Origin of the sequence: Azospirillum sp. TSH100, assembly GCF_004923295.1 — a bacterium.
GTDB lineage: Bacteria > Pseudomonadota > Alphaproteobacteria > Azospirillales > Azospirillaceae > Azospirillum.
On record NZ_CP039634.1, the window covers coordinates 700,370 to 719,216 of the forward strand.

20 protein-coding genes are annotated in these 18,847 nt (G+C 67.4%); 9 read left to right on the top strand and 11 right to left on the bottom strand.

Translation table 11 applies throughout. The annotated features are described in order from the left end of the window. Positions 1-49: 49 nt before the first annotated feature. Entirely contained in the window at positions 50-523 is a 474-nt protein-coding gene (greA, locus tag E6C72_RS03315) for a transcription elongation factor GreA (RefSeq protein ID WP_012972887.1), read from the top strand. 52 nt (positions 524-575) lie between these two features. Here greA and E6C72_RS03320 read toward each other — a convergent pair whose 3' ends face one another. After that, entirely contained in the window at positions 576-1,508 is a 933-nt protein-coding gene (locus E6C72_RS03320; protein WP_247875585.1) for a dienelactone hydrolase family protein, read from the bottom strand. Between the two features lie 170 nt (positions 1,509-1,678). Between E6C72_RS03320 and chrA the strand changes: the two genes are divergently transcribed. After that, positions 1,679-3,010, top strand: coding sequence for a chromate efflux transporter (chrA, locus tag E6C72_RS03325; RefSeq protein ID WP_109085060.1), 1,332 nt, complete (start codon positions 1,679-1,681; stop codon positions 3,008-3,010). Positions 3,011-3,030: 20 nt separating this feature from the next. Here chrA and E6C72_RS03330 read toward each other — a convergent pair whose 3' ends face one another. Then, positions 3,031-3,597 (bottom strand): Lrp/AsnC family transcriptional regulator, encoded by a 567-nt coding sequence (locus E6C72_RS03330; RefSeq protein WP_109085061.1) that lies wholly within the window; start codon positions 3,595-3,597, stop codon positions 3,031-3,033. A gap of 153 nt (positions 3,598-3,750) precedes the next feature. Here E6C72_RS03330 and E6C72_RS03335 point away from each other — a divergent pair, with 153 nt between their 5' ends. From E6C72_RS03335 to E6C72_RS03345, 3 genes are all read left to right on the top strand, one after another. Beyond that, entirely contained in the window at positions 3,751-4,743 is a 993-nt protein-coding gene (locus E6C72_RS03335) for a mitochondrial fission ELM1 family protein (RefSeq protein ID WP_109085062.1), read from the top strand. A gap of 157 nt (positions 4,744-4,900) precedes the next feature. Next, positions 4,901-5,557, top strand: coding sequence for a 2OG-Fe(II) oxygenase (locus E6C72_RS03340; RefSeq protein WP_109085063.1), 657 nt, complete (start codon positions 4,901-4,903; stop codon positions 5,555-5,557). 78 nt (positions 5,558-5,635) lie between these two features. Beyond that, positions 5,636-6,268 carry a 2OG-Fe(II) oxygenase gene (locus E6C72_RS03345; protein ID WP_109085064.1) on the top strand — a complete coding sequence of 211 codons (633 nt, stop codon included), beginning with the start codon at positions 5,636-5,638 and terminating at the stop codon, positions 6,266-6,268. Between the two features lie 43 nt (positions 6,269-6,311). Here E6C72_RS03345 and E6C72_RS03350 read toward each other — a convergent pair whose 3' ends face one another. After that, positions 6,312-6,893 carry a tyrosine phosphatase family protein gene (locus tag E6C72_RS03350; protein WP_247875586.1) on the bottom strand — a complete coding sequence of 194 codons (582 nt, stop codon included), beginning with the start codon at positions 6,891-6,893 and terminating at the stop codon, positions 6,312-6,314. Between the two features lie 141 nt (positions 6,894-7,034). Next, complete coding sequence (locus tag E6C72_RS03355) at positions 7,035-7,670, bottom strand: DTW domain-containing protein (protein WP_247875587.1); 636 nt, start codon at positions 7,668-7,670, stop codon at positions 7,035-7,037. Positions 7,671-8,100: 430 nt separating this feature from the next. Between E6C72_RS03355 and E6C72_RS03360 the strand changes: the two genes are divergently transcribed. Next, positions 8,101-8,283 carry a hypothetical protein gene (locus E6C72_RS03360; RefSeq protein ID WP_109085066.1) on the top strand — a complete coding sequence of 61 codons (183 nt, stop codon included), beginning with the start codon at positions 8,101-8,103 and terminating at the stop codon, positions 8,281-8,283. Positions 8,284-8,290: 7 nt separating this feature from the next. Here E6C72_RS03360 and E6C72_RS03365 read toward each other — a convergent pair whose 3' ends face one another. Continuing rightward, the gene (locus tag E6C72_RS03365; RefSeq protein ID WP_109085067.1) at positions 8,291-9,196 is read right to left on the bottom strand and encodes an ImuA family protein; all 906 of its coding nucleotides are present in this window, start codon (positions 9,194-9,196) and stop codon (positions 8,291-8,293) included. A gap of 108 nt (positions 9,197-9,304) precedes the next feature. Further along, positions 9,305-9,757, bottom strand: a complete 453-nt coding sequence (locus E6C72_RS03370; protein WP_109085068.1) for an SH3 domain-containing protein — start codon at positions 9,755-9,757, stop codon at positions 9,305-9,307. 339 nt (positions 9,758-10,096) lie between these two features. Between E6C72_RS03370 and xopAW the strand changes: the two genes are divergently transcribed. Then, positions 10,097-10,918 (top strand): EF-hand domain-containing protein, encoded by an 822-nt coding sequence (gene xopAW, locus E6C72_RS03375; RefSeq protein ID WP_158280127.1) that lies wholly within the window; start codon positions 10,097-10,099, stop codon positions 10,916-10,918. A 92-nt stretch (positions 10,919-11,010) separates the two neighbouring features. On the opposite strand, the gene hemN is transcribed toward xopAW, so the two are convergent. The 3 genes from hemN to nhaA form a co-directional block, all read right to left on the bottom strand. After that, a complete protein-coding gene (gene hemN / locus E6C72_RS03380; protein ID WP_199228713.1) occupies positions 11,011-12,438 on the bottom strand; it encodes an oxygen-independent coproporphyrinogen III oxidase in 1,428 nt (475 codons plus the stop codon). 68 nt (positions 12,439-12,506) lie between these two features. After that, a complete protein-coding gene (locus E6C72_RS03385) occupies positions 12,507-12,944 on the bottom strand; it encodes a DUF4112 domain-containing protein (protein ID WP_109085070.1) in 438 nt (145 codons plus the stop codon). Between the two features lie 162 nt (positions 12,945-13,106). Continuing rightward, entirely contained in the window at positions 13,107-14,309 is a 1,203-nt protein-coding gene (nhaA, locus tag E6C72_RS03390) for a Na+/H+ antiporter NhaA (RefSeq protein WP_109085071.1), read from the bottom strand. A gap of 794 nt (positions 14,310-15,103) precedes the next feature. On the opposite strand from nhaA, the gene E6C72_RS03395 reads away from it, so the two are divergent. Beyond that, positions 15,104-15,823, top strand: a complete 720-nt coding sequence (locus E6C72_RS03395; RefSeq protein ID WP_109085072.1) for a TerC family protein — start codon at positions 15,104-15,106, stop codon at positions 15,821-15,823. A 48-nt stretch (positions 15,824-15,871) separates the two neighbouring features. Here the strand turns inward: E6C72_RS03395 and E6C72_RS03400 are convergent, their stop codons facing one another. Both E6C72_RS03400 and E6C72_RS03405 read right to left on the bottom strand, forming a co-directional pair. Continuing rightward, positions 15,872-16,282, bottom strand: a complete 411-nt coding sequence (locus E6C72_RS03400) for a cyclic nucleotide-binding/CBS domain-containing protein (RefSeq protein ID WP_247875592.1) — start codon at positions 16,280-16,282, stop codon at positions 15,872-15,874. A 136-nt stretch (positions 16,283-16,418) separates the two neighbouring features. Continuing rightward, the gene (locus E6C72_RS03405) at positions 16,419-17,636 is read right to left on the bottom strand and encodes a YbfB/YjiJ family MFS transporter (protein ID WP_109085074.1); all 1,218 of its coding nucleotides are present in this window, start codon (positions 17,634-17,636) and stop codon (positions 16,419-16,421) included. Positions 17,637-17,812: 176 nt separating this feature from the next. Here E6C72_RS03405 and E6C72_RS03410 point away from each other — a divergent pair, with 176 nt between their 5' ends. Further along, positions 17,813-18,757 carry a LysR family transcriptional regulator gene (locus tag E6C72_RS03410; RefSeq protein WP_109085075.1) on the top strand — a complete coding sequence of 315 codons (945 nt, stop codon included), beginning with the start codon at positions 17,813-17,815 and terminating at the stop codon, positions 18,755-18,757. Positions 18,758-18,847 lie beyond the last annotated feature (90 nt).

The window sequence follows — 18,847 nt, forward strand, 5'->3', positions numbered from 1 at the left end:
GATGTCGCTTTGGACAGGTCGAACGACTGCAAGCGGTGATGGACCGAACATGGAAAAAGTTCCGATGACAGCGGCGGGCTTCAACCGCCTCCAGGAGGAATTGAAGCACCTTAAGATCACCGAACGCCCGGCGGTCATCAAAGCCATCGCGGAAGCCCGCGAACATGGCGACCTTTCGGAAAACGCCGAGTACCACGCGGCGCGTGAACGTCAGAGCTTCATCGAAGGCCGCGTGCTTGAGCTTGAGGACAAGATCAGCCGCGCCGAGGTCATCGACCCGGCCAAGCTGACCGGCAGCACCGTGAAGTTCGGCGCGACCGTGACCCTGGCCGACCAGGACACGGACGAGGAGACGACCTATCAGATCGTCGGCCAGGACGAGAGCGACATCAAGAACCGCCTTCTGTCGATCCAGGCGCCGCTGGCCCGCGCCCTGATCAACAAGTCCGTCGGCGACAGCGTCGAGGTATCTACCCCCGGCGGTTCCAAGCTGTACGAGATCGTTTCGGTCGAGTTCCGTTAAGGGTTTTTTACTCCTCCCTCTCCCACCCCGGGAGAGGGAGAAAACCCGCTCTTCACCCCCCAAGCTTTTCCTTGAAGAATTCGTTCACCCGCCGGATCGCATCCGAGCGGGCGTCCTCATCCGTGCCGACATGGGCGGTGCCGCCGGGCGCGGTGGCAAGGTTCTTGCGCTTGCGCACCGGGGCGTCCGGCGAGTCGAAACCGTGATAGGCGTCGGGGTAGACCACCAGATCGACCTTGCCCTTGACCCCGTCGCGGCCGGACAGTTCGACGCAGCTCTCCGGCGGGGTCCAGTCGTCCTTGCCGCCGACCAGCAGCAGCAGCGGGCCGTCGGGCTGCCAATCCTCGTTGCTCAGCGCCGCCTTGCAGCCGGGATAGAAAGCCACGGCGGCGCGGAAGCCGCTCTCCTCGGTTCCGGCCGGTCCATCCTCGCCGGCACCATAGGCGGCCATCACCGTGCCCGCTCCCTGCGACCAGCCGATCAGGCCGATGCGCTCGTGATCCACCTCCGGCCGCTTGCGCAGGAAGGCCAGGGCCGCCCAGGCATCACGCTTGCGCTCCACCGTGGCACGGACGGTGCGATCCTTCAGCGCGGTGGTGCAGACCTCCTCCACGTCGCGCGGGCCGAAGCTGTCGACCATCAGCACCTCGTAGCCCTGACGCTGCAAATGGGTGGCCCACCAGACATGGCGCGGCGACACCCGGCCGTTGCGGGCATAGAGGCCGCCGCAGCCATGCAGCATCACCACCGCCGGATGCGGGCCGTTCCCCGCCGGGCGCAGCAGCCGGCCGCTCAGCATCGTCGGCGCGCCACCGGTCAGATCCCCGTCGACGGAGGGAAACCGCACAATCTCCTCGGCATGGACGCCGACCGCGGCCTGTGCCGGCCCTGCGGACAGGGTCAGCCCGCCAACAGTGCTCACCCCGACACCGGCACACAGCGCCGCCCCCAACACAGCCGCAAGACCGCGGGTGGAAGCCTTCATTCTGCAGCGTCCCCGACTTCCGGCGCCGGCCCCGACGGCGGCGCTCGCGGTTGCAATATTAAACCTCTGCGATGCGGAAGGCCATGGGCGCCCGGCAATTGTCCCCAATGGCGATTCCGCCCGATGGCGAAGGCTGCGCTGTTGCCGTGTTTACGCTAGGCTGCTCAACCATGAGCGACTCCCCATCTCCCCATCCGTCCACCGCCCCCTCCCCCGCTCCGCCCTTCTTCACCTTCTGTCTCTACTGGCTGCGGCTGGGGCTGACCAGCTTCGGCGGGCCGGCCGGACAGATCGCGATGATGCAGAGCGAACTGGTCGACCGCCGCCGCTGGATCGACCAGACCCGGTTCCTGCACGCGCTGAACTTCTGCATGCTGCTGCCGGGACCGGAGGCGCAGCAGCTCGCCACCTACATCGGCTGGCGGATGTATGGCGTGCGCGGCGGGCTGTTGGCTGGCGGGCTGTTCGTTCTGCCGGGTGCCTTGGTGCTGCTGGCCCTGTCCTGGATCGCCGCCGCCCATGGCGACACCGGGCTGGTCGGTGCGCTGTTCGACGGCATCAAGCCGGCGGTGGTGGCGATCATCGCCGCCGCGGTCTGGCGGCTGGGCCGCCGCACGCTGAAGGGGCCGCCCGCCGTCGCCATGGCCGGTGCCGCCTTCCTGGCACTGGCGTTGCTGCACCTGCCCTTCCCGCTGGTGATCGGCGCCGCGGCGGTGGTAGGGGGCGTGGCGGCGCGTCTGGGCCATCACTGGTTCGCCCATCCCCATCCGGTGGCCGATGACGATGACGCCGCCGACCTGACGGCGGAGCCGGCCCCCAGGACAGGCCGCCTGCTGGTCCTGCTGGCGCTGGGCGTGGTGCTGTGGGTGGTGCCGGTTGGGGCGATCCTGCTGGCCTTCGGACCCGATCCCTGGCGCGGAGTCGCGGCGCTGTTCACCAAGGCGGCCTTCGTCACCTTCGGCGGGGCCTATGCGGTACTGCCCTACATCGCCGGGCAGGCGGTGGACAGCTATGGCTGGCTCAGTTCGCGGGAGATGATAGACGGTCTGGCGCTGGCCGAGACGACTCCGGGGCCGCTGATCCTGGTCACGCAATATGTCGGCTTCTTCGCCGGCTGGAACCGGCCGGGCGCTCTGTCGCCGGCGCTGGCGGGGACGCTGGGGTCGGCGCTGACGACCTACGTCACCTTCCTGCCCTGCTTCCTGTTCATCTTCGCCGGCGCCCCCTATCTGGAGCGGCTGATCCACAACCGTCTGGCCGCAGGGGCGCTGGCCGCCATCGCCGCGGCGGTGGTCGGGGTGATCCTGAATCTGGGCGTCTATCTGGGGATGGCGGTGCTGATGCCGGACGGGCAGCATACGGCAGGCAACCTGATCTGGGCCTGGGCGATCATGCTGACAGCGCTCTACGCGCTGACCCGCCGGAGCGTGGCGATCCACTGGGTGGTGGCGGGGGGAGCGGCGGCGGGCCTGATCCAGGCGCTCGCCGCATCTTCCTTCTAAAGCAGACTTGTAGGTCCCGCTCAGCGCCGGGTGGCGCGTGCGGGCGTCTCTGCCTCGTCCTCGGCGTAATCCTCGTCCTCGTCGTCCTCCGTCCCTTCCGGGATGTCGGGCGAATCGACGTCGATGGGAACGCCGGGGGTGTGCTTGCTGGTGCGGATCGACAGCGCCGACTTCACATGGGCGACGTTTGGCGCCGCCGTCAGCTTGGTCGTCAGGAAGCGCTGGTAGTCGTCCCAGTCCTCCGCCACGATCTTCAGCACAAAATCATATTCGCCGGCCAGCATGTTGCACTCACGAACCAGCGGCCAGCTGTTGACGAGCTCCTCGAATTTCTTTAGGTCCGCTTCGGCCTGGCTGCTGAGGCCGACCTGGGCGAACACCGTGACGCCGAACCCCAGTGCATCGGGGTTGACGTCGGCGTGGTAGCCACGGATGAATCCCGCCTCCTCCAGCGCGCGGACGCGGCGCAGGCAGGGCGGAGCGGAGATGCCGGCACGTCGGGCAAGCTCCACATTGGTCATCCGGCCGTCGTTCTGCAGATCGCGCAGAATCCGACGGTCAATTCGGTCGAGTTTGACCCGCCGCATGGTTTTACTCGGTCGCTCCGGGGGTGATTTGGAGAAAGGATATTACACGGGCATGGTGTCTACGCCAAGACGGAAACCCCCGCAAGGGCAAGCAACCCGGATGACGGTCTTTTCGCCGCAACACCCTTCGCAGCTTCAACGATCCGAGTTCTCATGCAACCTTTGACCAGCCCCCCCCTGACCTGCTGGGTCGTGTCGGACGGCAAGGCCGGCATGGAAAACCAATGCATCGGTCTGGCGGAGTCGCTTGGCCTGACGCCGATCGTCAAGCGCGTGCACCTGCGCACGCCCTGGCGCCAGCTGACCCCCTACCTGCGCGTCGGCAACCGGTTCGCCGCCGGTCCCAAGGGCGATCCGGTGGAGCCGCCCTGGCCCGACCTGCTGATCGGCACCGGACGGCAGTCCATCGCTGTCTCGCTGGCCGTCCGCAAGCTGTCTGGCGGCCGCACCTTCACCGTCCAGATCCAGGATCCGGTGATGAACCCGCGGCATTTCGACCTGATCGTCGTGCCGCGCCACGACAAGCTGCGCGCCGAGAACGTTATGGTGACCCGCGGCGCCCTGCACCGGGTGACGCCCGCCACCCTGGCCGACGCGGCGGAGCGGTTCGGCCCCCGTCTGGCCCATCTGCCGCACCCGCGCATCGCCGTGCTGATCGGCGGCGACAACGGCGTCTACCGCCTGACGCCGACCATCATGGGTGACGTGGCCGAACGGCTGGCCAACCTGACGCGCAGCCATGGCGCCGGGCTGATGGTCACCCCGTCGCGCCGCACCGGCGCCGACAACGAGGCGATCCTGCGCGCCCGCCTGTCCGACCTGCCGGCGGAGGTGTGGGACGGCAGCGGCGAGAATCCCTACTTCGCCTATCTCGGCCTTGCCGACGCCGTGGTGGTGACCTGCGACAGCGTGTCGATGATCTCGGAAGCCTGCTCCACCGGCAAGCCGGTCTATGTGATCGAACTGGAGGGCGGATCGCCCAAGTTCCGCGCCTTCCATGACGGTCTGTACCAGGATGGCATCGCACGGCCCTTCGACGGCTCGCTGGACCAGTGGGACTATCAGCCGCTGAACGAGACGGAGGTGGTGGCCGACGAGGTGCGCCGCCGCCTATCGGCTCACCGCAAGCGATTCGGGCTGTCCTGACCAGCACGCGGGGTGCGGCGCGACCAATGCGCGCACCCCGCTGGTACGACCAGTTTGGAGGCAGAGTTCCGCCGCGGACCGTGCCATAAGCGCTGGCAAACCGGCCGTCTCACAGACACGGTCCGGGGCCGTCCTTCCATCCGGAACTTCCGCCACCATGACCACCCCCGACGCCGTTTCCTCCTCCTTCCTGCGTTGCCTGGAGAACAGCCGGCTGTTCGACCAGCCGTACAATCACTGGCTGCTGTCCGAAGCGCTGCCGGTAGAGGCCGCCGACGCCATCGCGGACCTGCCCTGGGGCCCGCCCCCGGTGTCCGACACCTATGGCAAGCGCGAGACCAACAACGCGTCGCGCACCTATTTCGGCGCGGAGAACCGCGCCAGATACGCGGTGTGCGAGACGGTGGCCCAGGCCTTCCAGAGCCGTCCGGTGGTGGACGCCATACAGAAGACCTGCGACGTCGACCTGACCGGCACCAGCCTGCGCATCGAATATTGCCAGGACACCGATGGCTTCTGGCTGGAACCGCACACCGACATCGGCGTCAAGAAATACACGATGCTGATCTATCTCTCGAAAGGGCCGAACTGCTCGCACTGGGGCACCGACGTGCTGGACGACAGCCGGACGGTGGTCGCCCGCGCGCCCTACGCCTTCAACGAGGGGCTGATCTTCATCCCCGGCAGCAACACCTGGCACGGTTTCGAGAAGCGCCCAATCGACGGCGTGCGCAAATCGATCATCGTCAACTATGTCGGCCCCGAATGGCGGGCGCGGCAGGAACTGTGCTTCCCCGACAAACCTGTTGCATAATGGCTCCGCCGTGGTTAAGTGACGCCGGTTTTGGGGGGCAAAGCCACCGTCGGCACGCTCTTTGGGAGTTTCCTACCCATGTCCATGCTTGATCTGGACAAGTTCCGCGCCACCCCCCTGCAGCACGATCCCTATGATTTCCTGTGCGTTCCGGGGTTCGTGAAGCGGGAGTATCTTGAAGAGCTGCACCGCGACTATCCCAAGGTCGACCGGCCGGGCTCGATCCCGCTGGGCGTCTTCCCCCAAGGGCCGGCCTTCGATCGGATGATCGCCGAACTGAAGGGTCCGGAGGTCTGCAAGGCCTTCTCCGACAAGTTCAATCTGGACCTGTCAAAATACCCGACCATGTTCACGGCGCGCGGCATGTGCCGGCCGACCGACGGCAAGATCCATCCGGATTCGGCCAGCAAGATCATCACCGTGCTGATCTACATGAACCCGCCCTGGGAGGCGACCGGCGGTCGCCTGCGCATCCTGCGTTCCCAGAATCTGGAGGACTACGCCGCCGAGGTTCCGCCGGAGGAAGGCACCCTGATGTGCTTCCGCCGCAGCGACACCTCCTGGCACGGCCACTATCCCTTTGAAGGCCAGCGCCGTGCGATCCAGATGAACTGGGTCAAGGGCAGCGTCTATATCTGGCATGAACAGTGGCGGCATCGCGTCGGCGCCTGGGCCAAGGGCGTCTTCGGCGCCCAGTCTGCCGGCTATTGAGAGACATGGTGAGGGGCGATGACGCCCCTCACTTCTGTGCCCCTCAGTCGATCAGATCCTCGACCTCGCGGATGCGGCCGCTGTCGATCATAAATTGAACCAGTTCGGGGCGCTGCTTGCCGAGCGTGCGGTGGCGCTGACGCACAGCGGCGATCAGGTCGCCGTTGCGGCCGAGGATGTCGTCGGCGAATTCGATCATGCGCAGGTTGGGCCAGGTTTGGGCCCGGATGGCGACCACCGCCCCCACCGCGTCGGCTGCCGGCAGGTCGGGACGGGCCTGGGCCAGGATCATCGTCAGCGCGGCGGTGGAGCGCGACACGCCGGCATGGCAGTGGACCAGCAGATGGCGGCAGTCCACCGGTTCGGCCAGCAGGTCGCGGCCGAAGGCCAGGATGCGTTCCACGTCCGACCGTTCCGGCGCGATCTGTCCCTGGGTCGGTTCGATGACGTCGTGGAAGCGCAGTTCCAGCCGCTCATGCTCGCCGTAATCGCCGAAGTCGCTCGGCTCCGTCATATCGGGGTCGAGGATCGACAGCACATGGCTGACCTTGCCGCCGCCGAAATTGCAAAGCTCGCTGAGACCGCAGACCGTCAGGCCGAAAGGCACGAAATCGCTGGCCATCATTCTCTCGTTCGATTGCGGGAGGAGGGAGACTGGGGGAGCTGGGAAGCCGCATTTGGCACCCGCCGCCCCGCCGCCGTCAACCCGACAACCGTTCGTACACGAGATCATCACATTCGGGGCCAGCGCCCTTCTCCGGACCCGTCACGCTTCTCCGCCGACCTCCCCCTCACCTTCGGCCTCGGCTGCATCGCCGGCCGGCGGCTGCGTCGGCTGCGGGCGGCGGGTGCGCAGCTTCTTCAGCAGCAGCGAGAAGGGCTTCAGCGCGGTGTCCATGATGGTCTGGTCCCCCTCCAGCCGTGACAGCAGGAAGGCACCAGCCTCCAGCGTGGAGACGCTGTCGCGCCGCGGCTCCTTGCGCGCCTGCCCATAGAGCGAGCGGAACTGCGGGTTCAGCACGATGCGGCGGCATTTCAGCAGCCAGGCATTGCGCCACCAGAGGGTCTTGGCCTGGCTCCAGGTGCCGTCCAGGACGATGACGCCCTCCAGATCCTCCAGGATCTCGGCACTGTCGCGCAGCGGCTGGCCGTTCTTGTCGACCACCGCCACCTCCGCCCTGGGAGCGCCGCCCTCCTTCACCGGGCCGAGATACAGCACGCCCCAGCGCTTGGGATCGACCTCCCGCCCCAGGATGCGCTTCAGGCCCGGCCAGCTCAGCCCGACCTTCACCATCGAATTGGCGAATTGCAGATGGGCGATCTGGGCGGTGCCCAGATTTTCCCGCTTCTCCTGCGGATGCTGGAGGATCAGCAGGAACACGCCGTTGTCGATCGGCTGCACTGCCTCACAAATGCACAGGTGATTAGGCTTTAGGCAGTTCGGGCAGGAATCGGGTGCGGTGGCGCTGTGCATGGGAGGTACGCATTCCTTGAAGGGGATTGGCCGCGAATATGGGTTGGAACGACGCGGAAGGGAACACATCTCACACGGGACAGCGGCGATGCCCGATCGAAGGGCGATGTCCGCCACGGCGTGTACGACAGATCCCCCAGATTCCCCAGCGTCATACCGGTTCATGTGGGTTCGAGTGGCTTCGTATAAACCGTTTGTAGAGACTTAGTCGTGTGTCATGGAACTCGTGTGACGCGCTTAACAGCTGGCCTGGAACTTGCGTAGTTATTATCCAGGCAAACAGGACGACGGGTGGGCCAGGACCGGCCTTAGTCAGGCTGATCCGCGGTGCCATCCGGCGCTCAGAAGGAGACCTGCCATGCTGCCCGCCCACCTTGCCGACCGCCTGCTGAAGCAGCGCCGCGATGCCGACAGCGCGGAATTCGCCCGCCAGTTGCCGCTTTACGCCCCGCTGGATGCGGATGACCCGCGCTGGATGACCGAGCCGGACGGCACGGAGCAGCCCGGCCGCCGGGAGCCCGATTGGGCCACCAACTACTGACCGGCACTCAACGCGCCCTGGCTGGGGCAATGGCCACTTTGCGGTGATCCGACAAGCGAATCTGTCGGTTGTCGGACATCGGCTGCCTGACCGGCCATAGCGCCGAGTTGCTTTGCGCGGCTTGCCCAAGGCCGCTTCCATTCCATTTCGCCACGTCGCGCCACCCAACACCGTCCCAGGCAAGCGTCCAGTCGCCCGGACGTCCGCCGCGGCACCGCTCCAGCGCGACCGACCAGCACGGCATGCCCAGCACCGGCGGGACGCCGACGGCGCGTGGAGCCGTATCCTCCTCCTCATCCAGGCTGGGAACGGCTTTCAGCCGCCAGCGGGTCACCGCGGCGCTCAGCCCTTCCGACCGCCGGTGGCGTCCGCCCGGCGCGGCAGCGCCCAAGTCCAGCAGGAAACCGGTCACTCCCGACGACTCGGCGGCCAGTTGCAGCCGCCGGCTGGCGGTCAGGTCCAGCCCCTCCAACTCGCCCAGCACCGCCGCCAAGGCGGAGCAGCGCAGCGCCTCCTCCATCGCCCACTGCGCATCGATCGCCCGCACCGCCCGCACGGCCACCAGACGGTCCGGGGTCAGGCCATAGGCGACCAGCCCCGGGGCATACAGGTCGCGCCCGCGCAGGATCCACAGCGCCGGCGTCCTCGGAGTCGCCAGCCGGGCCAGCAGCGCCGCGGCGAACCCGGTGCCCGCCCCCGGAGCCTCCGCCGCCACCGCATGGAGGCAGCCCAGCGGCAGCCCGCCGTCGGGCAGATGATTGTCGATCGACTCGACGCCGAACGGCAGGGTCCGCCCGCCCTCCCCGCCCGCTCCCTCGATCCGCCGGATGCGTGCGCGCAGATCGGCCAGCACGCCAGCACGATCGCGCGGCGCAGTCTCCGCGGACGAGGATGGGGGCGACGGCACAGGCATGACTCGGCTCCGTTCGGCAGGCTTATGTTCCCGATATGTTCTATCATGAACAGCTGCCAAGGGGGAGTCTGCGACTCCTGTCTTGTTCTGTGACCAACCGCCTCGAAATCAGTTTGCAATGGGCGTGGCGCCGATCTTTCCGCGCGGGGCCGCCTTGATGGTAGGACCGGCATTGTCGGCGGGCTTAGCCACGGTGGTGGAGGTGCCGCGGCTGCCGCGCGGGGTGTTGCCTTTCAGGCTCAGCAGATGCAGCCGGACATAGGCGGTGGACCCGCCGACCTTCACCGCCACCCAGTCGCTGTTGCGCACCCGGCCCAGCGTGGTCACCCCCTGGCCCGCCCCCAGCGTGGCGACGACGCCTGAACCGCCCGCCGGTTGGGCATAGGCCGGCGTCGGCTTGTCCACCTGCCACTCCCCATAGATCGGCTCCAGCCCGGTCCCGGTGTCGGGCGCGGTGCGCACGGTCGGCGGATTGGGAACCCGCTGGTACGGCATGCAGCCGGGAACCATCAGCGTGGCCAGGGCCACCATCAGGGGAAGGGTACGCAGACGCCGGATCATCGCTCACCTTGGAGATGGAACGGTGCTTTGCAGGAGCGGGACAAACAGGGGCGGCAAACAGGGGAGTTGAGGACCTTCGGCGCGACCATACAGGAGGCTGCCCCCTCTTCGCCACCGCAGCGCACCCAAATTCGCTATGCGCTTTTTGGGGCAGGCCGCCCGGTTCTGAAAAATTATCTCAAATTCGATATTTCTCGTTCCACCTCCGCGCAGGAGTCACGAGCCACCCTGCGTATCTTGACCATCGAGACGCCCGAGACAAGCCCCACCGGCGCCGGTCAAAGGACGTCACCGCCAGAACGGCAGTCCATCACGACGCACTTCATGGGGGCACCGGCCATGATCTCCTCCCTCGGCAGTTCCAGCACAGCCGCGACACTGCAGAAATACTTCACCAAGGCGGACGCCAACGGCGACTCCTCGCTGTCGAAGGACGAGCTGCTGAGTTCGCTGGAAGGCACCTCGGCCTCGTCCGACAGCGACAAGCTCTCCTCGGCGGTCGACAGTCTGGTCAGCAGCCTGGACAGCGACAAGGACGGCTCGCTGAGCGCGACGGAGTTCAGCTCCTTCTCCAGCCAGTTCGATTACGCCAGCGGCAGCACCCTGCTGGCGGCGCAGGAGCAGGCGAGCAGCATGCAGCAGCAGCTCGCCCAGAACCTCTACTCCAGCCTGGACAGCGACAGCAGCGGCGGCATCAGTTCGGACGAGCTGACCTCCGCCCTGACCTCCGCCGGCCAGTCCAGCACCGACGCCGCGTCGCTGTTCAGCAGCCTCGACAGCGACGAGGACGGGTCGATTTCCGAGGACGAGCTGACCAACGCGCTGAAGGAGGCCGACGACAACCGTCCGCCGCCGCCACCGCCGCCCGCCAATGACAGCAGCACCACCAGCGCTTCGGACAGCGGCAGCACGGACTCGACCTCTTCCAGCTCGTCATCCTCGTCGTCTTCGTCCGCATCCTCGTCGTCCAGCACCGCATCGGCGGGCGGCACGACCAGCTACGATCCGCTGGACACCAACAAGGACGGCTACGTCTCGGAACAGGAGCGGATGGCGGCCTATGGCGGCTCGCAGCAGCAGACGGGCGGCGTCACGTCCAACCGCCTCAGCGGCGACATGCTGCGGACATTGATGCAGGGCATCAACGAGGTTGCCGCGTAGCCTGTGGGTTCGGACGCGCGGCACGGGAAAAGGCGGTCGGCGGGTGGCGCCGGCCGCCTTTTCTTTTCAGCCGCCTTTTTTCCCGAACGGCATCAGACCGCCCGGCTGTGCCGCCCCGCGCCCTTGGAAAGGTGTGTATCAAAACGGGCGGCGACGATGCGCATCAGGGGACGGGCGGTCTCCGGCACATGGACGCGTCGGCCGTCCACGACCGCGACCCCGTCGGCGACCAGATCGGCCATGCCCTCCAGCTCCGCGTCGAAGGCGGATTCGGGCAGGTCGTGAGCACGGGCGATGGCGGCGGTGTCGACCGACAGGTCGCACATCAGCCGCATGATCAGGTCGCGCCGCACCTTGTCGTCCCGGGTCAGCGCGATGCCCTTGCCGGTCGGCAGGCGGCCTTCCTCGATTGCGGTGGCATAATGGTCGAAGGGCACGGCGTTCTGCACATAGCCCTGCGGCAGCGCGCCGATGGAGGACGAGCCGAAGCCCAGCAGCACCTCGGCATCGTCGGTGGTGTAGCCCTGGAAATTGCGGCCCAGCCGCCCTTCCTCCTGCTGCACCGCCAGTTCGTCGCCGGGGCGGGCGAAATGGTCGAGCCCGATGGCGCTGTAGCCGGCGGCGGCCAGCGTGTCGCCGATGGCGGCGAACTGCTCCCAGCGGCCGAGCGAACCGGCCAGAACCGACTCGTCGATCTTCTTCTGGTGGGTCTTCATCCACGGCACATGGGCGTAGCCGAAGACCGACAGCCGGTCGGGCGCCATCTCAAGCGCGATCTCGGCGGAGCGGGTCACGCTCTCCACCGACTGGTGCGGCAGGCCGTACATCAGGTCGAGGTTGACGCTGGTGATGCCGGCGTCCTTCAGCCAGGCGAGCGCCTGTTCGGTGACGGCGCGCGGCTGGACGCGGTTGATCGCCTGCTGCACCGTCTCGTCGAAATCCTGCACGCCGAGCGAGGCGCGATTGACCCCGGCGCGGCCCAGCGCCGCCGCCATCTCCGCCGTCAGGGTGCGGGGGTCGATCTCCACCGCCAGTTCGGCATCGGCGGCGACGTCGAAGCGGGCGCGCAGCAGCGCGATCATCGCCTCGAAATCGCCCGGCGCCATCATGGTCGGGGTGCCGCCGCCGAAATGGATGTGACGCACCGCCAGCCGGCCGGGAATGCGGTCGGCCACCATGGCGATCTCGCGCCGCATATGGCCGAGATACTCGGCAATCGGCTCGTAGCGCGCGACGATCTTGGTGTGGCAGCCGCAGTACCAGCACATCTTCTGGCAGAAGGGCACATGCAGGTAGAGCGATCCCGAGCGGGACGGCTCGATCGCCTCCAGCCAGCCGCCATAGACGTCGCCGTTCACCTCGGGCGTGAAGTGCGGCGCGGTCGGGTAGCTGGTGTAACGCGGCACCCGCAGCCCGTCATACTTGGCGAGCAGCGCGGGATCCACGCCGTGGGCGACACCATGGGAATGGGACGGGTTGGCGGGGGCCGGCTTTACGGCCAGGGCGGATATGGCGTTCATGAGCGACAGAGTGCCGCAGCACCCCCACCCCCGCCTTGATCCACGTCAAGATCGCAAAAGCGGCCTTTTCATCGCTTCGCGGCAGCGGCGGCCAGACGCTGTTCCAGATGCTCGTGCAGCAGGTTCAGGTTCATCCGGTTGGCCTTGAAGGCGATGTCGAACACGGTGCCCAGCACCGGAACCGACCCGCCCGCCCAGTCGAGCAGGACGTTGAAGACCATGCGGGCCACCAGCGCCTTTGGCAGGTCGAAGCGGGCGGCCTCCATGATGATGTAGGCGGACACGGCCGCCGTCACGGTGTCGCCGGCCACCGGCACCAGACTGGCGATGCCGTCCAGACCGACCGGGATGCGGGTGAAGGGAATGCGCCAGCGGGTGTCCATCAGCCGGGCCAGACGGCGCAGCCGCTCCAGCCGCTGGAAATCGATGGGGACCGAGCCGCCCGGTCCGCCCGGCGGCGGTTCTTCGGCAATGGCGTGCCGGCGTGTGCGGATGGCGTCGATCATCGCATGTCCCCCGATCAGTCGGTCCCGCGCCCGCAGCGCGACTCCCCGCAAGGGAAGAACCCGCCGCTGCACCCCCAGGTTCCACCCCTCCGGAACAAAGTTCGCACCACCAACAGATACCATGAATGACTATCGTCCGCGATAATCCTGAGCCGGCAAGCCTCAGCTTGCCCTGGCCGTCGCACGCCCCCGCACGGTACCGGCGGCATGGAGCAGCGCGTAGCCGGCCAGCGCCGAGGCGAGCGAGCCGGTCAGCACGCCCAGCCGCACCGCGACCGCATGCTGCGGATCGGCGAAGGCCAGCGTCCCGATGAACAGGCTCATGGTGAAGCCGATGCCGGTCAGCACGGCGACGCCATAGATCTGCGCCCAACTGGCGCGGGCCGGCCGCTCCACCACGCCGGTCTTCACGGCGATCCACACCGCCAGGAAGACGCCGGCCTGCTTGCCCAGGAACAGACCGAGCGCGATACCCAGCGGCACCGGCTCCAGCAGGCTGGCGGGGGTGATGCCGTCCAGCGGCACGCCGGCATTGGCCAGCGCGAAGATCGGCATGATGAGGAAGGCGACCCAGGGATGCAGTGCATGTTCCAGGTGATGAAGCGGAGCGTCCTGCGCCCTCTTGCCGTCACGGTCCTCGACCCGCAGGGGAATGGCGAAGGCCAGCACCACGCCGGCCAGCGTCGCATGGATGCCCGATTTCAGCACGCACACCCACAGGACCAGCCCCAGCAGCAGATAGGGCGCCAGCGAGCGCACCCCCGCCCGGTTCAGCAGCCACAACCCGACCGCCGATGCCGCCGCCAGCCCCAGCGCCAGCGGCACCAGCCCATGGCTGTAGAAGACGGCGATGATCACGATGGCGCCCAGATCGTCCATGATCGCCAGCGCCAGCAGAAAGACGCGCAGGCTGCCCGGCACCCGGTTGCCCAGCAGGGCCAGCACGCCTAGCGCGAAGGCGATGTCGGTGGCCGCCGGGATCGCCCAGCCCTGCAAGGCGCCCGGCTCGGCCTGGGCGAACAGGCAATAGACCAGCGCCGGCACCGCCATGCCGCCCAGCGCCGCGATACCCGGCAGCATCGCCTTGGCCGGGCTGGACAGCTCGCCTTCCAGCACCTCGCGCTTGATCTCCAGCCCAACCAGCAGGAAGAAGACCGCCATCAGACCATCGTTGATCCACAGGATCAGCGGCTTGTCCAGGCCGACGCCGCCGGCCGTCACCGCCACCTTCATCGCCAGGATCGCATCGTACAGCGGGGCCGCCGGCGAGTTCGCCCAGATCAGGGCGAGCACCGCCGCGATCATCAGGACGACGCCACTGGCGCTTTCGGTTTTCAGGAAGGTGGCGAGGCGTCTCAGCGTCATCGCGTCTCGTCTTTCCGCACAGTTGGCCGAAAGGAACAAATGGCACCGTCAGGCTTCCGTTGGAAGATGCGAATGTCGAAAAATGCGTATGCAAACCATTGAGCGGGCATCGCGGCGAATTGACGCGCCTGTGCATCTAAGCTGCTGCTGCCACTCCAAGTTTCGGCGTCGAATACTTGAGGTCGACCGACCTTATGTCTTTTGATCGCTGGCGATGCCTGAGACAAGTCGACACAATTCATCCAACAGCATCAGCAAAGCCGCCGGCCGATGGCCCAAGGCTGTGGGCAAGGCCGGCAAACGGCCGCCCGTTCCGGAGGAAACGACCATGACCACGCTCTACTGCGCCTGCTGCGGCAGGCCATTCGTCCGCACGTCCGCCCGCGGCCCTGCTCCCTTCTACTGCTCCCAGGATTGCCGGCTTCAGATGGCGATCCGCCGGCGCGCCTGGAATGACAGGACGGCCAGCGACAGGACGACCACACGACGAACTGTCGAACGGCACGAGATCGAGCAAACCGACCAGCCCCTCTTTGGCCGCCTCCCCGCCACAGCGGTCAGACAACGGACCACGGCCTCCTGGAGATGAAACGTACTCTCTGCGGATCGGTGGCAAAACGGCGGTAACAAAGCGGCTGACTGGCGGCAAAATAGAACTGGCCCCTCTTGCAGCGGGCCGCGGCCGACCTCATGTGGTCGCGGTCACGCTGGCGCCACGCGGTGCCGGCGTACAGCCTGTCGACTGTACCCCTTTGACTGCCGCCCCCATCTGACCGCCGGAGCCCCGCCCCTTCATGCTCGACCTGCTTGCCGACCCGAATGTCTGGGCCAGCCTTCTGACGTTGACCGCGTTGGAGATCGTGCTGGGCATCGACAACATCATCTTCATATCGATCATGGCGTCGAAGCTGCCGCCCGAACGTCAGCACAGCGCGCGGCGCGTCGGCCTGGCGCTGGCGCTGCTGACCCGCCTGGCCCTGCTGGCTTCCATCGCCTGGGTGGCGCAGCTGACACAGCCGCTGTTCACCGTAGCCGGCTGGGAGGTGTCGGGCCGCGACCTGATTCTGATCCTGGGCGGCCTGTTCCTGCTGGCCAAGGGCACGCTGGAGATCCACCACACCGTCGAAGGCCATGAAGAGGGCGGATCGGCGCCCAAGCACGCCACCTTCACGTCGGTCGTCGTCCAGATCATGTTCCTGGACATCGTCTTCTCGCTGGACAGCGTCATCACCGCGGTCGGCATGTCGGACCATCTGCCGGTGATGATCGCCGCCGTGGTCATCGCCATGGCGGTGATGCTGTTCGCGTCCGGCCCGGTCGGCGATTTCGTCAACCGTCATGTCACGGTGAAGATGCTGGCGCTGTCCTTCCTGCTGCTGGTCGGCGTGGCGCTGGTGGCCGACGGTTTCGGCTTCCACATCCCCAAGGGCTATCTGTATTTCGCCATCGCCTTCTCCACCCTGGTGGAGGCGCTGAACCTGCTGGCCCGGCGCAAGCGCAGCGCGGCGCACTGACGGCAATGAACGAGAGGGGCACCGCTGTCGGCGCCCCCATTTCCACCCTCACGCCTCGGCGCGTTCGGCCATCAGATGTTCGTAGGCGACCTTGAACAGGTCACGGATCGACACGATGCCGACCGCGCGCTTGCCCTGGGTGATGGGCAGGTGGCGGTAATGCTTGTCATGCATCAGCTTCAGCGCGTCGACCGCGTCGGCGTCGGGCGGCAGGCTGTCGGGGTTGCGGGTCATCACCGAACCGACCTCCACCGCCGACGGGTCGAGATCCTTGGACAGCACCTTGTTGTTCAGATCGCGTTCGGTGACGATGCCGACCAGCGCGCCGTGATTCACCACCAGCACGGCGCCGATGTTCTTGTCGGCCATCATCTTCGACACGGTGGCGACGGAAGTGTCCTCCGGCACCAGGATCAGCTCCTGCGACTTCACGACGTCCGGAACCAGCTTGCGTTTCATGTTTCCCCCGGAGATCTGGTTGTTGTGGACCAGACTGTAGCCAATGCTGACGATAGGGGAGAACAAGGGCATCGCAGCAAATGTGGCGCCGATTGTCGCAGGCAGATCTTTTGAATACTTACGAAGCTTTGAGCCCTCACGATATTTTGGGAGAGGCGAATGCCGGTCCGGGCGAGGACTGCCGTCCGGCGATCACCATGCCCAGCACCAGAAGAAGCGCGCCCAGCACGACCGCGGCGGCGGCCCCCAGAAGTGCGGCGTTGAAGCTGCCGGTGCGCGTCACCACGAGCCCGGCCGGCAGCGGCCCGATGATCTGCCCAAGCCCATAGGCGGCCGTCAGCGCCCCGACCACCCGCGCCGAGGCGCCGGCCGACAGTTGCCGACCAAGCGCAAAGGCCTGCGACACGATTCCGACGAAGGTACCGCCGAACAGCAGCGCCGAGACGACGGCCACCGTCGGCGACCCGGTCATCGGCAACAGGATGGTGACGGCTTGCGTCAGGTGCGCCAGGATCAGCGACCACCAGCTGTTCGACCGCCGGGCGACCGCGGCCCAGAACACGCCGGCGCCCATCGCTCCCAGCCCGGCGACCATCCAGGCCGCCTCGCCAACCACGGCGGTATTGGGATCGGTCTTCAGGATCGACACCAGGAAGGTGGCCGAGACGATATAGCCGCCGCCCTCCAGGAAATAAGCCAGCGTCAGCAGCAGCAGCGGCGCCGACAGCCCTCGCCGCCGAGCCGTGCCGGCATCCCCGGCCGCCCCGGCCACAGCAGCCTTAGGCTGTGGCGCCGGATCGCGCACCCAGAGGCCGGGCAGCAGTCCCAGCACGGCACAGATCGCCCCCAGCGCCAGCCAGTCGCCCGCCCAGCCCAATCGCCCGCCGAACAGCGTGACGAACAGCCCCGACGAGGCGATGCCCAGCCCGACCCCGGTGTAGAGCCAGCCGGCGAAGCGTTCGCCGCCCTGACGCGCCAGCGTGTCGAGCACCATGGCAATGCCCAGGATGAAGATGCCGGCGCTCGACACCCCCGACAGGAAACGCAGGACCAGCCAGGCCGGCATCGCCTGCCCGGCGTCGCCGAGGTCGAGCCCCATCGCTGCGGTGGTGACGGCGCTGAGCAGCAGCGACAGCCGGTAAACGGCGGTTCGCACCCCCCCGTGCGGTACCAGCCCGGCGCCGAGCGCGCCGACGAAATAGCCGAGATAGTTCAGCGAGGCGAGCAGCCCGGCCCCGTCGGCACGCAGGCCGGTCGCCTCCTGCATCGCCGGCAGGATCGGGGTGAAGGCGAAGCGCGCAACACCCATCGCGATGGCAAGCCCGATCAGGCCGCCGACCAGCACCCGCACCATGATCTACGCCCTCTCGCTTTTCGGCCGGCTCGTTGAAACGGGAACTGTTCGGCAGGCCGATTGATCTGACGCCCATCATGAGCGCGGCACAGCCCTCATTTCCAATGAATTGTTCTGATGATAAGCTCCACTTTCAGTGATGGGTGCCATGCGTCGGCGGTTGGGGAGATGGGGCGATGGATCTGGCCGGTTTGCGGGTGGTGAAGGCGGTGGCCGACACCGGCAGCGTCAGCCGGGCGGCGGAGGCGCTGAACTGCGTGCAGTCCAACGTCACCGCGCGGATCAAGCGGCTGGAGGAAGATCTGGGCGTCGATCTGTTCCTGCGCCTCAGCCGCGGGATGGAGCCGACGCCGGCCGGCCGGGTCCTCAGCGGCTATGCCGACCGGGTGCTGCGGCTGGTCGCCCAGGCCCGCGACGCGGTGGCGGAAGCCGCCGGACGCGGCGGCCGGTTGGCGGTGGGAAGCATGGAATCGACCGCCGCAGTGCGGTTGCCGCCGGTGCTGGCCCGCTTCCACCGCGACCATCCCGATGTCGAGCTGACCATCACCCCAGGCCCGACCGAGACCCTGTTGGCCGACGTGCTGGCCGGACGGCTGGATGGCGCCTTCGTCGGCGGCGAGGTGGAGCATCCCGACCTGATCGCCCGGCGCATCTTCGATGAGGAGCTGGTACTGGCCGAACCTGCCGCCGGGCTGACCACCGAGGCCGCACGCCGCACCCTGATCGCCTTCGGCCGGGCCTGCGCCTATCGCGGCCGGGCGGAGATGGCGATGCGCGAGGCCGGGCGCGTGCCCTTCCGCGTCATGGAGTTCGGGGCGCTGGACGCCATCCTGGGCTGCGTCGGCGCCGGCATGGGAGTGACGGTCATGCCGCGTTCGGTCGTGGAGCGCGATCCCTGGCGCGACCTGCTGGTCGCCCGTCCGCTGCCCGACGTGCTGGCCCGCATGCCGACCCAGTTCGTCCGCCGCGCCGATGCCATCGAGACTGTCAGCCAGCGGGCCTTCCTGAAGGCGTTTTCCGAGGACTCCTGTTCAGACATGCCCATGAAGGCAGCCGCCGCGGGTGCGACAGGGACGCCCACATCACGCACAGGGTTGAACGGTTCGTCGGCGGCGTGCTAGGCAGGCGCGGGTTGGCCATCCGGCCCGGTGCCATGCGCGTGCCCAACTCCTGGGTAACGGCTCCGATCAGCCCGATGGGCGCTGGCGGGA